Raw genomic sequence first — 15,507 nt, 5'->3', positions numbered from 1 at the left:
CCAACGGCAAGAAGCCTGTTTTTCTCTTCGCCCGTGGCGCACACTCGACTTGTGGACAGGCAAGCGGTTCACGATGACCTTGAGCGCGTGAGAGAGACGTTTCGCGCGCTGCTCCTTGGCGCGGCGGAGGCTCAGCTCCGTCGTCGCTCGAACGGCACGCATTGGAACAATCGGCAGTTGCTGTTCCACATGTTGCTCGGCTTCCTGATCATGCGGGCGCTGCTGGCTCTGGCGAAGCTCGTTGCTCGGCTGCCGGCGTGGTTCGGCCGTGGCTGGGCGAGGCTGCTCAACGTGGGTGCGAAGCCGTTCGACGTGGTCAACTTCGTCGGCTCCTGGCTCGGAGGCAGTGTGATGCCTCGCAAAGCGATGGTCGTCCTGTGCGACCGCACCATCGCGGCGTTGCACCGGCGTCTAGACCTGGAGAACGACAGAAGCTTGGCGCGGGGGATGCCGTATCCGACGCGGTGGGATCCGTTTTTCCGCGAGTTCATGACGGTGGCGGACCTGTACCGCTTCCCGGTGCAACACTTCGACTTCCACCGTGAGCAGCTCTCACTGAGCTGAGCCGGTGGTGTGGTTGGGGTCTAAGCAACTGGCCGGAAGTCCTGTCCGAAACCGTGTGGCCTCCGTTGGTGCCATGAGCCCTGCGGGGACCCTGTTGGCTGATCGCGCTCGACCCGGAGCTGGAGCCGGGATTGTTCAGCATGTCCGAGTGTGCCCGCTGTGCTGAGGTTGATGAAAGCTCCCCTCATCAACGTCCAGCGGACAGATGGGCACCGCCCGGTATGTCCGATCCCCGTCCGCGCCACATGAAGATGCACATCTGCTTGCCGCCGAGTCGACCATGACCGCGATACGACGCTCAACCTGGTCGCCGTGCGCCGGACCGGCGTGCCTGGCGTGATTGCCCTGTTGGTTGTAGGTAAGTGCCTGTTGATGTTGAGTTGGTGGTACTTGCAGACGCCATCAACGCAAGGTGGGGGTGTGCTCGATCGGGTTACGGACACAACTTCTGGCAGCCTGCTTAGTTGGTTGTTCGGCGTTCGAGGAACACGGTGTCGCGCCACACACCGTGGTGTTGGGCGATGCGTTCGCGGACGCCGAGGGTGCGGAAGCCCGCGGAGTGGTGCAGGGCGAGGCTCGCGCGGTTCTCGGGGAAGATCGAGGTCTGCAACGTCCACAGGCCGGCGGCATCGGCCGCGGTGACCAGTTGGTGCAGCAGGGCTTTGCCGACACCTCGGCCGCGGAAGTCGGCGGCGACGTAGACGGAGTGCTCTGCGACACCGGCGTAGCAGTCCCGTGTGGACACCGGTGTGGCGGCTGCCCAGCCTGCTACCGTGCCGTCGATCTCGGCGATCCAGCGGTGGTCGCGCAGCCACTTGGCGTCGAGCACTCTGCGTTGGGGGACGTCGGTTTCGAAGGTCGCGTCGCCGGTGGCGATGCCCTCGGCGTAGATGCGGCGCACGGCGGTCCAGTCCTCGTCGCGCATCGCGCGGACGGTCACGTCGAGCGGCAGGTTCTCCGGGCAGCACGGGCGCGGTGCGAGCACCCCCATGACGACGTCAGCGGCGTGCGGCAAGCCGGTGCAGCACGACGGGTTCACGCTGACGTGGGTGGCAGTGCCTTCCTTGTGCACCCGCACGAAGCCCACGTCGGCGAGCTTGCGCACATGATGCGAGCAGGTGGACTGGCTGATGCCCAGCAGTTCCGTCAGCTCACCCACGGTCATCGCGCGGCCCGAGATGGCAACAGCGTGCAGCAGCCGCACTCGGGTCGGCTCGGCGAGGCACGCGAACCACTCCGCGTAGGTCGCGGCATCGCCGGTGGACAGCACGGCTGGGGTGGACGCTGTGGTCGTCATGGCTGAAGTATCGACGCAAATCGATGGTTGCGTCAATCGATCCCGGTCGATACAGTCCGGGCGTTGATTTGAAATTCTTCGATGCAAGGGGTGTGCGGTGAGCGAGTTGCCAGTCGTTGTGGTGGGTGCCGGACCTGCGGGTTTGTCCGCGGCGGCGAACTTGGTCGAACGAGGCGAGTGGGTACTCGTGCTGGAGGCGGGCGATCAGGCTGGTGCAGCCGTGTCGCAGTGGAACCATGTCCGGCTGTTCTCGCAGTGGAGCGAGCTGGTCGACCCGGCGGCCGAGCGGCTGCTGAGTCGGGTGGGATGGGTGCGGCCCGATGGTGACACCTACCCGAGCGGTGGCGAGTGGGCGGAGCAGTACTTGCGCCCGCTGGCCGAGGTGCTGGGTGACCGGGTGCGATTCGGTGCGCGCGTGGTGGGTGTGGCGCGGCGCGGGAGGGACCGGATTGTCGATGCCGGACGTGAGGACGAGCCGCTGACGGTGCATGTGCAGACCGCAGAGGGGGAAGAGCGGATCACGGCGCGTGCGGTGATCGACGCTTCGGGTACCTGGGGTTCGCCGAACCCGCTGGGTGGCGACGGTCTTCCCGCGGCCGGCGAGAAGGCGGCCGCCGGGCAGATCACTTACCGCGTGCCGGATCTCACGGCAGAACGCGCTCGCTACGCGGGCAAGCGGATCGCGGTCGCGGGCAGCGGTCATTCCGCACTCACGGCGTTGGTGGTGCTGGCCGAGCTCGCGGAGCAGGAGCCGGGCACGAAGGTCGTGTGGCTGTTGCGGCGCGGCGTGGTCGGCAACGTGTTCGGTGGCGGCGAGGCCGACCAGCTGCCGGCGCGTGGTGCGTTGGGACTGCGGGCACGAAAGGCGGCGGAGGCCGGGCACATCGAGACCGTGACCGGGTTCCGCACGGCGGCGGTCGAGCGTGCCGCGGATGGCAGCCTGACGCTGGAGTCGTTCGACGGCCACCGGGTCGGGGGTGTCGACGAAGTCGTTGTGCTGACCGGATTCCGACCGGACCTGTCGTGGCTCTCGGAGATCAGGCTGGACCTGGACCCGGTGTTGCAGGCGCCGACGAAGCTGGCGCCGTTGATCGACCCGAACGTCCACTCCTGTGGCACCGTCTACCCACACGGTGAAAACGAGCTGCGGCACCCCGAGCCGGGTGTTTACCTGGTCGGCATGAAGAGCTACGGTCGCGCACCCACGTTCCTGTCGCTCACCGGCTACGAGCAAGCCCGTTCTGTCGTGGCCGCGATCACCGGTGACCACGAGGCAGCCAGGCGTGTCGAGCTCGTGCTGCCCGAAACCGGGGTGTGCGGAGGTGCCGGAGTGTTCGACGCGCCGGCCGAGCAGAAGAACGAGGGTGGCTGCTGCGCCTCGCCGGAGCGCGGTGAGCTGACGATCGGCCTCGCGCCCAGTGCACGCTGACACAACGGCGCGGCCCGGCATCGACGCCGGACTGCGCCGGGTGCTGATCGTGTTGTGCACCACCGAGATCATCAGCTGGGGCGTGGTCTACTACGCCTTCCCGGTGCTGCTGCCGACCATCAGCGCGCGCACGGGCTGGTCGCTCGCGGTGATCACGGCCGGGTTCTCGGCGAGTCAGATCGTCGCGGGTCTGGTGGGGATTCCGGTGGGCAAGCTGCTCGATCGGCACGGCCCGCGCGTCATCATGACCAGTGGTTCCGTGGTCGCTGTGCTCGCGCTCGTCGGGTTGGCGACGGCGAAGGAGCTGGTGTGGTTCACCGCGGCGTGGCTGCTGGCCGGTGTCGCGATGGCGGGGATCTTCTACGCACCGGCGTTCGCCGCGCTGACCCGCTGGTACGGGCCGCGCCGGGTGTCCGCGCTGACCGCGCTCACGCTGGTCGCCGGGCTGGCCAGCACCGTGTTCGCGCCGCTGACCGCGGTGCTGAACGATCACCTGGACTGGCGCGGCACCTACCTCGTGCTGGCTGGATTCCTTGCTGTCACGACGATTCCGCTGCACCTGTGGGGACTGCGGCTGCCGTGGCCGGCGGTTGAGCACGAGGCCGCGCACGCTCCGTCGGCGGTGGCGCGCAGCAGGCCGTTCCTGGTGCTCGTGGTGGCGATGAGCCTGGCCGCGTTCAGCGTGTACGCCGTCGTGATCAACCTCGTCCCGCTGCTGACCGAACGCGGCATGACGACCTCGGCCGCCGCGGTCGCGCTCGGTCTGGGTGGGCTGGGGCAGGTGCTCGGCCGGCTCGGTTACGCCAGGTTGGCCGCGAAGACCTCGGTGCGCACCCGCACGTTGCTGGTCCTGTTGGTGAGCGCGGTGGTGACGGCGCTGCTGGGCGTGGTGCCCGGCCCGGCTCTGCTGCTGATCGCGGGCTCGATCCTGGCCGGTGTCACGCGCGGGATCTTCACGCTGGTGCAGGCGACCGCGATCACCGACCGGTGGGGAGCCGTCCACTACGGACAGCTCAACGGCCTGCTCACCGCTCCCGTCATGCTCACGGCCGCGATCTCGCCGTGGGCAGGCAGCGCCCTGGCGGCGTGGCTGGGTGGTTTCCCGGCGGTGTTCGTGGTGCTGGGCGCCGTCGGAGTGCTGGCGGCCGTGTTGTCGACCGCCAGCGTGCCGCGTTAGCCGAGAAGGTCGGCGACCAAGCCGCGCACCCGGCGGTCGATGTCGTCCCGGATCGGTCGCACCGCGTCGATGCCCTGACCGGCCGGGTCGTCGAGCTGCCAGTCCAGGTAGCGCTTGCCGGGGAACACGGGGCAGGTGTCGCCGCAGCCCATGGTGATCACCACGTCGGACGCCTCGACGTCCTCGGTCGTGAGCTTCGACGGCACCTCGGCGGTGATGTCGAGTCCCCACTCCGCGAGCGCGGCGGCGGCCGCGGGGTTGACCTTCTCCGCGGGCTCGGAACCGGCCGAGCGGACGGCGATGCGGCCCATGCCGTAGTGCTGCAGCAGTGCCGCGGCCATCTGGGAGCGGCCCGCGTTGTGCACGCAGACGAACAGCACCTCGGGGGTTGTGGACACGGTCATCTCCTCGTTGCGGCGGTCGATGTCGTCGCGCACGCGTGTATCGACTTTTGTCAATCCAAGCCGATATGGTAATCGTCATGACGAGCCCGGACCAGACACTGCTCGACTCGACGGCCGCCGCACGCCTGTTCAAGGCCCTCGGCGATCCGATCCGGGTCGAGCTGGTCGGGCTCGTGCGGAGGACCGAGGGGCAGGAGGCGTGCTTCTGCGACCTGGCCGACCAGTTCGACATGCCGCAGTCGTCGCTGAGCCATCACCTCAAGATCCTTGTGCAGGCCGGTGTGCTCAGCCGCGAACGGCGCGGCACCTGGAGCTGGTACCGCATCGACAACGACGCCATCGACACCCTCGCGGCGGTGCTGGCGCCAGGAGGACCGCTGCGCGACACCAGCGCGTGCTGCGACTGACCTGAACACGAGAACACCGCCGGCGTGGTCGGACCGCCTTCGAGTTCACTGTTCGAGCATGCCGGGTCCGAAGACCTCGTACCTGATGTCGTCGGTGTGCACACCGCGGCGAAGGAGTCCGGCGCGCGCGTCGCGCATGAAGGCGATCGGGCCGCACAGGTAGATGATCACGTTGGCGGGCAACGGGATCGCCTCCACGTCGATGCGGCCGGGGCGGCCTCCCTCGTCGCCGTTCTCATACCAGGTCAGCTGCTGGAAGTCGGCGAGGCGGCTGTACTCCTCGCGGTGTGCGTGCCGGTCCGCGGAGATCTCGGCGTGCACTGCGACGACCGTCCGTTCGGGCTGGGTGGCGGCCAGGTGGTCGAGCATCGACAGCATCGGGGTGATGCCGATGCCCGCGCTGATCAGCACCACGGGCCGGTCGCCGTGGTCGAGCGTGACCTCACCGGCCGGCGGGCCGACGAGCAGGATGTCGTCGGTGTGCACGTGGTCGTGCAGGAAGTTCGACACCGCGCCGTCCGGGGAGTCACCCGCGCCGCGCACGCGGCGCACGGTGATGCGCAGCTCGTCACGGCCCGGTGCCTGCGACAGCGAGTACTGGCGCGGCTGCCGCCGGCCGTCCGGCAGGCCGACCGCCACGGAGACGTACTGGCCGGGCTCGAAGGTGGGAACGGGGCCGCCGTCGTCGGGCAGCAGCGTGAAGGAAATGGTGTCCACCGCCTCGTTCTCGCGCTTGGCGACGCGCCAGGGCCGCCAGAGCGTGTCGGGGGTGACGCCGGCCTGCTGGAACAGGCGGGCCTCTGCGGCGATCAGGGAGACCGCGAACAGCCAGTAGACCTCGTCCCAGGCGGCGGCGATCTCGGGGGTGACGGCGTCGCCGAGGACGGTGGCGACGGCGGCGATGAGGTGCTTGCCGACGATCGGGTACTGGTCGGGGCGCACGCCGAGGGAGACGTGCTTGTGGGCGATGCGGTCGGCGATCGGTCCGAACGGGGTTCCGTCGAGCAGGTGCTGGGCGTAGGCGACGACCGCCGCGGCGAGCGCGATCTGCTGCTTGCCGCTGGCCTGGTTGCCCTGGTTGAAGAGGTTCAGCAGGTCGGGGTGCGCGGCGAACATCGACGGGTAGAACTCGGCGGTGATCTCGGCGGCGTGGTCGCGCACGACGGGCAGGGTCGCGCGAACAACGGCAGCCGAAGCAGCTGAAAGCACAGGTTTCTCCTCTGACGGTGTGTTCTGCTCGCTTTCGAGCCTGCGTGATCAGGTGGGGGAGGATGCAGTTAGGAAGGTCGCTTCCGGGTGAGGACCTTGGTCCCGACGCCCGCGCGGACCAGAACGGCGACGCATGTCATGGCCATCACCGGTTGCAGCGGGCTGAACGTGCGAATGATCGCGATCTGGTCACGGTCATCCCTCCTTCAGAAGCGTTCGTGTCTGGGTGGCGATTTCGACGTCCTCGCGGGCCTCGATGACCAACACCTGCATCGGGTTGAGGAACTCCAAGCCGGCAACGGTGTCTGTGCGCAGCGCGGCGTCGTGCTCGCCAGCCCCGCCGGTGAAGACGAGCACGTCGATGCCTCCCAGCGAGGCGACCATGGCGGCGATGCCCTGGCGCAGCCGGTGCACGTACACCTGCAGCGCGAGAATCGCGTGCTCGTCGCCGTTGTCCGCGGCCTCGCGCACGTCGCGCAGGTCGCCGTCGACCTCGGACAGGCCGGCGAGCCCGGAGTGGTGTTCCAACCCGTCTTCGAGTTCGTCCAGCGTCAGTCCGGCTCGTTGCAGCCACACGAGCAGGCCGGGGTCGACGTCGCCGCTGCGCGTGGCCATCACGAGGCCTGCCAACGGGGTGAAGCCCATCGTCGTGTCGACCGAACGACCATTCGCGACGGCCGCGAGCGACGCCCCGGAGCCGAGATGGCAGCACACGATCCGAGCGCCCGGCTTACCCGCCAGCTCGGCGGCTCGGCGTGACGCGTAGGCATGGGACAGGCCGTGGAACCCGTATTTGCGCAGGTCCCATTTCCGTCGCCACGCAGCGGGCAGGGCGTAAGTCGTGGCGGCTTCGGACATGGTGGCGTGGAAGGCGGTGTCGAAGCAGGCCACCTGAGGAACGTCGGGCAGCAGTCGGCGAGCAGCGTCGATGCCGGCGAGCGCGCGGGGTTGGTGCAGCGGCGCGAGCCCGGTGAGCGTCTCCAGATCGGCGTGCACGTCGTCGTTGATCACGGTGGCTCTGGTGAACGTGGAGCCGCCGTGGACGACGCGGTGCCCGACGGCGTTCACCGATGGCGCGCCACGGAGGAACTCCTCCAGCGGGCCGGTTTCGTCCCCGCCGGACCAGCGTTCGATCGTGGTGCCGGCGAGGACGATGTCGTCCTCGCCGAGCACGCGGAGCTTCAGGCTGGACGAGCCCGCGTTGACCACGAGCACGTTCACTGCCAGGTCCAGTCGCGGATCTCGGGCATGTCCTCGCCGTGCTCTCGGATCCAGGTGTGGTGGCGGGTGCGCTGGTCCTGCATGAGCTGCCGCAGCCGAGCGGCTTTTTGGCCGAGGCCAGGCACGCGGTCGACGACGTCGATCACCAGGCGGTAGCGGTCCATGTCGTTGAGCACGAGCATGTCGAACGGCGTGGTGGTCGTGCCTTCTTCTTTGTAGCCGCGGACGTGCAGGTTGTGGTGGTTTGTGCGCCGGTAGGTCAGGCGGTGGATGAGCCACGGGTAGCCGTGGTACGCGAAGATCACCGGGCGATCCACCGTGAACAGTGCGTCGAACTCGCGGTCCGGCATGCCGTGCGGGTGTTCGGTGTCGGGCTGCAGGCGCATCAGGTCGACCACGTTGACCACGCGGACGCGCAACGAGGGCAGGTGTTCGCGCAGCAGTTTCGTCGCGGCGAGCACTTCGACGGTCGGTGCGTCGCCGGCGCACGCCAGCACCACATCGGGTTCGTCCTCGTCGTTGCTGGCCCACTCCCAGATGCCTGCGCCGCGCGCGCAGTGCAGGATCGCCTCGTCCACGGAAAGCCAGTCCGGCGTCTCGTTCTTGCCGGCGACGATGACGTTCACGTAGTTCTTGCTGCGCAGGCAGTGGTCGGCGACGGAGAGCAGCGTGTTGGTGTCCGGCGGCAGGTAGACGCGGACGACCTCGGCCTTCTTGTTCATGACGTGATCGATGAAGCCGGGGTCCTGGTGGGAGAAGCCGTTGTGGTCCTGGCGCCACACGTGCGAGCTGAGCAGGTAGTTCAGCGAGGCGATCGGCCGGCGCCACTCCAGTTTCTGGTGGGTCTTGAGCCACTTGGCGTGCTGGTTGAACATCGAGTCGATGATGTGGATGAACGCCTCGTAGCAGTTGAACAGGCCGTGGCGGCCGGTGAGCAGGTAGCCCTCCAGCATGCCCTGGCACAGGTGCTCGGACAGCACCTCCACCACGCGGCCGTCGTGCACCAGGTGCTCGTCGACCGGCAACGTCTCGGCCTGCCACTGCTTTCCGGTCACTTCGTAGACGGCGTCGAGCCGGTTGGACGCGGTCTCGTCCGGGCCGAAGATCCGGAACGAGCGTGCGTCGGCGTTGAGCGTGACGATGTCCCTCAGCATCCGGCCGAGCACCCTGGTCGGCTCGGAGTGCGTGGCGCCGTTCTTGACCACCTCGGCGGCGTGAGCGCGGACACCGGGCATCTTCAGCTCGCGCAACAACAGCCCGCCGTTCGCGTGCGGGGTGGCGCCCATCCGGTGATCACCGTCCGGCACGAGATCGGTGAGCTCCGGGCGCGGCGCGCCGTGCTCGTCGAAGAGCTCGCTCGGCCGGTAGCTGTGCAGCCAGGTTTCCAGCTGCCGCAGGTGTTCCGGGTTGTCGCGCACCCCGGCCAGCGGCACCTGGTGGGCACGCCAGGTGTTCTCCACCGGCACACCATCCACTTCGGACGGACCGGTCCAGCCCTTGGGACTGCGCAGCACGATCATCGGCCGTTCGCCCTGCTGGATCTGGTCGACGACCTGGTCGAGCACGTCGGCCATGCGGGCGTGCATGGCTTTCGGCTCGTCACCTTCGACGTAGGACGGCGCGTAGCCGTAGCCGCGCAGCAGCGAGTCGAGCTCGTCGTGCGGGATGCGGGCGAGCAGACTGGGGTTGGCGATCTTGTACCCGTTCAGGTGCAGGATCGGCAGCACCGCGCCATCACTCCGCGGGTTGAGGAACTTGCCCGCGTGCCAGCTGGTGGCGAGCGGCCCGGTCTCCGCCTCGCCGTCGCCGACCACGCACGCCACGATCAGGCCGGGGTTGTCGAACGCGGCACCGAACGCGTGCGCCAGCGAGTAGCCCAGCTCGCCACCCTCGTGGATCGAACCGGGCACCTCGGGCGCGACGTGGCTGGGCACGCCGCCGGGGAACGAGAACTGCCGGAACAGCTTTCGCATGCCCTCGCCGTCGCGCGGCACGTCCGGATACGTCTCGCTGTAGCTGCCCTCCAGCCAGGTGTTCGCCAGCAGTGCGGGGCCGCCGTGGCCGGGACCGGTCACGAACAGCACGTCGAGGTCGCGCTCGCGGATGATCCGGTTGAGGTGGGCGTAGATGAAGTTCAGACCGGGCGTGGTGCCCCAGTGGCCCAGCAGTCTGGGCTTGATGTGGTCGGGGGTCAGCGGTTCGGTCAACAGCGGGTTGTCCATCAGGTAGATCTGGCCGGCCGACAGGTAGTTGGCGGCTCGCCAGTACGCGTCGACCAGCTCGAGGTCGGCGTTCGCCATCTCGCGCTCCTCACTCGGGTTGGTGCTCTCCACGCTGCCGCTCCGGGCGATCGCGGGACAGGGCATCCGGTCCACGTCGGCCGGGGCGTTGGTCCCTGTCCGGTCCGTGCGTGCAGAGGTCTTCTGGAGCAATGGAGATGGCAGGGAAGCCGGTGATCGACCGGGCGAGCACGACGGATCGCGCGTTCCTCGCGATGGACGGCGGACGCACGCCAGAGCACTTCGGGGTGATCCTGCTGTTCGACGAGGCCGACGGGTTCGTTCTGGGGAACGCTCGGAGGTTGCTCGCCGACCGGGTCGGCGCGGTGCCTCGGCTGCGGCAGCGACTGGTCACGACGCCGTTCGGCTGTGGCGGGCCGATCTGGGTCGATGACGCGGGATTCGACGTTCAGCGGCGAATTCGCGTCGTTTCGTGCGCCCAACCGGGAGATGAGCGGGCATTGCTCGACACGGCGTATTCGCTTGTGGCGACACCGTTGCCGAGTTCGGGCCCGAGGTGGTCCGCGGCGTTCGTGACGGGGCTCGCCGACGGGCAGGTCGCGCTGGTGATCGCGGTGCATCACGTACTTGTGGACGGCGTCGGTGGCCTCGAGCTCCTGACCGCACTCGTTGATCCGGGACGAACGGCGCTCTCTCCCCGGCCGCGTCCAACTACCTGGCGCTTGGCACTTGACGCGTGGTCGAGCCGGATCCGCGCTGTCGGCCGGATCGGCACGGCCGTGCGCTTGCTGCGCGCATCAACGGCAGCGGCGGGCGGACTGCGCTCTCCGCGAGCCGAGGCGTGCTCGCTGCTGCGGCGCATCGGAGGAAGTCGCAGGCCCGCTGTGGTCCGCATTCCTGTTGCGGTACTTCGGGCTGCGGCGCACCAATACGGCGCCACGACCAACGACGCGATCCTCGTGGCGGTGGCGGCGGCGTTGAACCGAGTGCTGGCGTCCAGCGGGGAGTCTTTGAAGACCGTGGTGATCGGCGTGCCCGTCTCCGGTCACACAGCGGGAGAACCTGCGCGAGGAAACCTGGTCAGCCCACTCGTAGTGCCCGTTCCGGCTGTGGGTGACTTGGCCCAACGTTTGCGGTGCACCGCGGAGGTGGTTCGCTCGCACAAGGCCGCGGCCCAGGGACCGCCGCCGATCGCACTGCTCGGCTGGCTGTTCCGGCCGCTTGCCGCGTTCGGTGCGTTTCGCTGGTACATGAACCACCAGCGTCGGCTGCACACCCTGGTGAGCCACGTCCGTGGTCCTCGCGAGCTGATCTCGTTCGGCGGCTCGCCGATCCGGTCGGCCATCCCGATCGGAGTGGGCGGCGACGGGAACATGACCGTCTACTTCGAAGTGTTCACCTACGCGGGCACCGTCACCATCACCGCGATGGCTGATCCGGAACGGTTTCCCGACCCCGGCCTGATCGCCTGCGCACTGGGCGACGAACTCGACCTCATCAGCGCACGGGCAGGCCGCGGGTAGCGAACTGTTCGTGCACCCGGCGGACGAGCTCGGCGTCGGGGGAGGGGACGTCGGCCAGCGGGAACGGGATGCCGAGCGCGGCGTACTTGGGCGCGCCGAGTTTGTGGAACGGCAGGACCTCGACGCGTTCGACCGTGTTCAGGGTGCTGACGAACGAGGCGATGCCTTCGACGTTGGTCTCGGCGTCGGTGTGGCCAGGCACCAGCACGAACCTGATCCACATCGGCTTGCCCGACGCCGACAGCCGGCGGGCGAAGTCGAGCGTTGGTGCGACTTCCCCGCCAGTGACGTGCCGGTAGGTGGCCGGGTCCCAGGACTTGATGTCCAGCAGGACGAGATCGGTGTCGGTGAGCAGATCGTCGGATGCTCGCGCGCCGAGAAAGCCCGAGGTGTCGAGCGCGGTGTGCAGGCCGAGCTGCTTGGCGCGATGGAACACGGCGGCGGTGAAGCCGGGTTGCAGCAGCGGTTCTCCGCCGCTGATCGTCAGCCCGCCACCGGCGACCTCGATGAATCGCTGGTACTTGGCGACTTCGGCCATGACCTCGTCGACGGTCATGCGGTGGCCGTCGCGCATGTGCCAGGTGTCCGGGTTGTGGCAGTACAGGCACCGCAGCGGGCACCCGCTCAGGAAGAGCGCGAAGCGGGTGCCCGGTCCGTCGACCGCGGTGGCGATGTCCCACGAGTGGACTGATCCGGTGGTCACAGCGACTCGTGGAACGTGCGGTTGATGACGTCGCGTTGCTGCTCGGGCGTGAGCCGGATGAAGTTCACCGCGTAGCCCGAGACCCGGATGGTCAGCTGCGGGTGCTTCTCCGGGTGCGCCATCGCGTCGAGCAGGGTTTCGCGGTTGAGGACGTTGGCGTTGAGGTGGAACCCGCCGGCGTCGGTGTAGGCGTCGAGCACGCCGACGAGGTTGGTCACCTGCTCGTCCTCGGTGCTGCCGAGTCCGGACGGCGTGATCGTCGCGGTCAGCGAGATGCCGTCCTTTGCGTGCTCGTAGGGCAGTTTCGCCACCGACAGCGCCGCGGCCACGAGGCCGTGCTGGTCGCGCCCGTTCATCGGGTTGGCACCGGGCGCGAACGGCTCACCCGCGCGGCGGCCGTCCGGTGTGTTGCCGGTGTGCTTGCCGTAGACCACGTTCGAGGTGATGGTGAGCACCGACTGCGTGTGCACGGCGCCGCGGTGGGCGGGGTACTCGCGCACCTTGCGCATGAAGCTCTCGACCAACTCGACGGCGATCGCATCGGCGTGGTCGTCGTTGTTGCCGTACTTGGGGAAGTCGCCCTCGACCACGTAGTCGACCGCGAGTCCGTTCTCGTCGCGGATCACCCGCACACGGGCGTGCTGAATGGCCGACAGGCTGTCCGCCACCACCGACAACCCCGCGATACCGCATCCGAGCAGCCGCTGGAGCGGATGGTCGTGCAGCGCCATCTCGATGCGTTCGTAGGCGTACTTGTCGTGCATGAAGTGGATGATGTTGAGCGCTTCGACGTAGGTCTTCGCGAGCCAGTCAGTCATCCGGTCGAACGCCACCCTCACCTCCGCCGGGTCCAGGTACTCGGAGGTGATCGACGGGAACGCCGGTGCGACCTGAACTCCGGACAGCTCGTCGCGGCCTCCGTTGATCCCGTACAGCAGTGCCTTGGCGAGGTTGACGCGTGCGCCGAAGAGCTGCATCTGCTTGCCGACCTTCATCGCCGAGACGCAGCAGGCGATGGCGGTGTCGTCGCTGAACCACGGCCTGATCAGGTCGTCGTTCTCGTACTGGATCGAGCTGGTGTCGATGGAGACCTTGGCGCAGAACCGTTTGAAACCCTCGGGCAGACGGGGGGACCACAGCACCGTGAGGTTCGGTTCTGGTGCCGGGCCGAGGTTGTAGAGGGTTTGGAGGAATCGGAAGCTGGTGCGCGTGACCAGCGGCCTGCCGTCGTCGCCCATGCCGCCGATGGACTCGGTGACCCAGGTCGGGTCGCCGGAGAAGAGCTGGTCGTACTCCGGGGTGCGCAGGAACCGCACGATCCGAAGCTTGATGACGAGGTCGTCGACGAGCTCCTGTGCCTCGCGCTCGGTGAGCCGGCCCTCGTCGAGGTCGCGTTGCAGGTACAGGTCCAGGAACGTGGACGTGCGACCCAGCGACATCGCGGCTCCGTTCTGCTCCTTCACCGCCGCGAGGTACGCGAAGTACAGCCACTGCACGGCTTCCCGGCCGGTGGTGGCGGGCCGGGAGATGTCGTAGCCGTAGGACGCGGCCATGTCACGCAGCTCCGCCAGCGCCCGGACCTGCTCGGCCAGCTCCTCGCGGTCGCGGATGACGTCCTCTGTGGACATCAGGTCGTCCAGCGCCGCGCGTTCGGCCTTCTTCGCTTCGATCAGGTGGTCGACCCCATAAAGCGGCACCCGGCGGTAGTCACCGATGATCCGGCCCCGTCCATAGGCGTCCGGCAGACCGGTGATGATCCCGGCCTTGCGGGCGCGCAGGATCTCGGGTGTGTAGGCGTCGAAGACGCCGTCGTTGTGCGTCTTGCGATGCTTGGTGAAGATCTCCTTCACCTGAGGATCGAGCTCGTAGCCGTAGGTGTGCAGGCTCGTCTCGACCATCCGCAGCCCGCCGGTCGGCATGATCGCGCGCCGGAGAGGTGCATCGGTCTGCAAGCCCACAATGATCTCGTGCTCGCGGTCGATGTAGCCCGGGGCGTGTGCGGTGATCGACGAGGGGGTATGTGCGTCGACGTCGTAGATGCCGCGTGCGCGTTCCTCGACGAACATGTCGGTGAGCCCTTGCCAGAGCGCGGTCGTGCGGGGCGTCGGGCCGGACAGGAACTCGGCGTCGCCGGCGTAGGGCGTGTAGTTGGCCTGGATGAACCCGCGCACGTCGATCTCGTCGCACCACCGCCCGGCGCGGAACCCGCGCCAGGAAGCGGTGGTCGTGCGCTCGGTGGTGGCAGTCACCGGGTCAGCACCACCTTGAGCGCGCCGGTGTCACCGGCGTTTTCGAACACCTCGTACGCCTGCTCCATCTCGTCGAGTGCGAAGCGGTGGGTGATGAAGCGCTCGCCGTCGATCCGTCCGGACGCGACCATGCGCAGCAGCGTGGGGGTCGAGTTGGTGTCGACCAGACCGGTGGTGATGGTGACGTTGCGGATCCAGAGGTTCTCCAGGTGCAGGGTGGCGGCCTTGCCGTGCACGCCGACGTTGGCGACGTGCCCGCCTGGCCGCACGAGTTTCGTGCACAGCTCGAAGGTCTCCGGCAGGCCGACCGCCTCGATCGCGACGTCCGCGCCGAGTCCGCCGGTCAGCTCACCGATGACGCGCTCCGCCTCTTCGGCAGTCGCCGCGGTGATGTCCGCGCCGAACTGCTTGGCCGCGTCGAGACGGGAGGTCGCGAGGTCGACGGCGACGATGTGGGCCGGGCTGTAGAGCTGCGCGGTCTGGATCGCGGCGAGCCCGATCGGCCCGGCGCCGACGATGACGACCGTGTCGGCGGGCTTGATCCGTCCATTCAGGACACCCACCTCGTAGGAGGTCGGCAGGATGTCCGCGAGCACGACCGCGACGGTGTCGGTGACGTCGTCGGGCAGCAGGTGCGTGGAGGTGTCGGCGAACGGGACACGCACGTACTCCGCCTGCACTCCATCGGTTGTGTGGCCGAGGATCCAGCCTCCGCCGCCGAGGCACTGGCCGTAGCTGCCGACACGGCAGTACTGGCAGCGGCCGCACGACGTGATGCACGAGATCAGCACGCGGTCGCCCGGCTTGACGCCGGTGACCGAGGCTCCGACCTGTTCGATGACGCCGACTGCCTCGTGACCGAGGATGCGGCCCGGTTCGACCTCGGGGACGTCTCCCTTGAGGATGTGCAGGTCCGTTCCGCAGATCGTGACGGCGGTGACGCGGACGATCGCGTCGGTGGAGTCCTTGATCTCCGGCTTGGGCACGTCTTCCCACACGCGCTTGCCGGGACCGTGGTAGACCAGCGCCTTCATCGCAGTTCCTCTCATCGGTTCGTCATCTCCAGCCTTCTCAGGTCGCCGCG

The 15,507-nt window shown here is 68.3% G+C and carries 13 protein-coding genes; 5 read left to right on the top strand and 8 right to left on the bottom strand.

Features of this window, described 5'->3' with window-relative positions; translation table 11 throughout:
- The first annotated feature begins 87 nt into the window (after positions 1–87).
- Positions 88–564 carry a DinB family protein gene (locus tag B0F77_RS20410; RefSeq protein ID WP_245848444.1) on the top strand — a complete coding sequence of 159 codons (477 nt, stop codon included), beginning with the start codon at positions 88–90 and terminating at the stop codon, positions 562–564.
- Positions 565–1,024: 460 nt separating this feature from the next.
- On the opposite strand, the gene B0F77_RS20405 is transcribed toward B0F77_RS20410, so the two are convergent.
- Positions 1,025–1,861 (bottom strand): helix-turn-helix domain-containing GNAT family N-acetyltransferase, encoded by an 837-nt coding sequence (locus B0F77_RS20405; RefSeq protein ID WP_086664528.1) that lies wholly within the window; start codon positions 1,859–1,861, stop codon positions 1,025–1,027.
- A 97-nt stretch (positions 1,862–1,958) separates the two neighbouring features.
- On the opposite strand from B0F77_RS20405, the gene B0F77_RS20400 reads away from it, so the two are divergent.
- Positions 1,959–3,290, top strand: a complete 1,332-nt coding sequence (locus B0F77_RS20400; protein ID WP_086664527.1) for an FAD-dependent oxidoreductase — start codon at positions 1,959–1,961, stop codon at positions 3,288–3,290.
- Entirely contained in the window at positions 3,280–4,467 is a 1,188-nt protein-coding gene (locus B0F77_RS20395) for an MFS transporter (protein WP_086664526.1), read from the top strand. Before B0F77_RS20400 ends, B0F77_RS20395 begins: the two co-directional genes overlap by 11 nt.
- Here the strand turns inward: B0F77_RS20395 and B0F77_RS20390 are convergent.
- Positions 4,464–4,865: an arsenate reductase ArsC gene (locus B0F77_RS20390; protein WP_086664578.1), complete on the bottom strand. Its 402-nt coding sequence runs from the start codon at positions 4,863–4,865 to the stop codon at positions 4,464–4,466. The two genes, B0F77_RS20395 and B0F77_RS20390, sit on opposite strands and share 4 nt — an antisense overlap.
- 83 nt (positions 4,866–4,948) lie before the next feature.
- On the opposite strand from B0F77_RS20390, the gene B0F77_RS20385 reads away from it, so the two are divergent.
- Positions 4,949–5,278 carry an ArsR/SmtB family transcription factor gene (locus tag B0F77_RS20385; RefSeq protein ID WP_245848443.1) on the top strand — a complete coding sequence of 110 codons (330 nt, stop codon included), beginning with the start codon at positions 4,949–4,951 and terminating at the stop codon, positions 5,276–5,278.
- Positions 5,279–5,323: 45 nt separating this feature from the next.
- Here B0F77_RS20385 and B0F77_RS20380 read toward each other — a convergent pair whose 3' ends face one another.
- From B0F77_RS20380 to B0F77_RS20370, 3 genes are all read right to left on the bottom strand, one after another.
- Positions 5,324–6,487, bottom strand: a complete 1,164-nt coding sequence (locus B0F77_RS20380; protein ID WP_086664524.1) for a globin domain-containing protein — start codon at positions 6,485–6,487, stop codon at positions 5,324–5,326.
- Positions 6,488–6,682: 195 nt separating this feature from the next.
- On the bottom strand, positions 6,683–7,708 hold the full coding sequence (locus B0F77_RS20375; protein ID WP_086664523.1) for an acetate/propionate family kinase: 1,026 nt from the start codon (positions 7,706–7,708) through the stop codon (positions 6,683–6,685).
- Positions 7,705–10,008 carry a phosphoketolase family protein gene (locus tag B0F77_RS20370; RefSeq protein WP_245848464.1) on the bottom strand — a complete coding sequence of 768 codons (2,304 nt, stop codon included), beginning with the start codon at positions 10,006–10,008 and terminating at the stop codon, positions 7,705–7,707. Before B0F77_RS20370 ends, B0F77_RS20375 begins: the two co-directional genes overlap by 4 nt.
- Positions 10,009–10,145: 137 nt before the next feature.
- On the opposite strand from B0F77_RS20370, the gene B0F77_RS20365 reads away from it, so the two are divergent.
- On the top strand, positions 10,146–11,471 hold the full coding sequence (locus B0F77_RS20365) for a wax ester/triacylglycerol synthase domain-containing protein (RefSeq protein ID WP_158102771.1): 1,326 nt from the start codon (positions 10,146–10,148) through the stop codon (positions 11,469–11,471).
- Here B0F77_RS20365 and pflA read toward each other — a convergent pair.
- The 3 genes from pflA to B0F77_RS20350 are packed head-to-tail and all read right to left on the bottom strand — an operon-like array spanning position 11,446 to position 15,457.
- Complete coding sequence (gene pflA, locus B0F77_RS20360; RefSeq protein ID WP_086664521.1) at positions 11,446–12,174, bottom strand: pyruvate formate-lyase-activating protein; 729 nt, start codon at positions 12,172–12,174, stop codon at positions 11,446–11,448. The two genes, B0F77_RS20365 and pflA, sit on opposite strands and share 26 nt — an antisense overlap.
- Positions 12,171–14,423: a formate C-acetyltransferase gene (pflB, locus tag B0F77_RS20355; protein WP_086664520.1), complete on the bottom strand. Its 2,253-nt coding sequence runs from the start codon at positions 14,421–14,423 to the stop codon at positions 12,171–12,173. The genes pflA and pflB overlap by 4 nt, the downstream gene beginning before the upstream one ends.
- A complete protein-coding gene (locus tag B0F77_RS20350) occupies positions 14,420–15,457 on the bottom strand; it encodes a zinc-dependent alcohol dehydrogenase family protein (RefSeq protein WP_086664519.1) in 1,038 nt (345 codons plus the stop codon). Before B0F77_RS20350 ends, pflB begins: the two co-directional genes overlap by 4 nt.
- Positions 15,458–15,507 lie beyond the last annotated feature (50 nt).

The organism is Lentzea kentuckyensis (assembly GCF_002150765.1).
Lineage (GTDB): Bacteria > Actinomycetota > Actinomycetes > Mycobacteriales > Pseudonocardiaceae > Lentzea > Lentzea kentuckyensis.
This window is presented reverse-complemented; position numbering and strand designations above follow the sequence as displayed.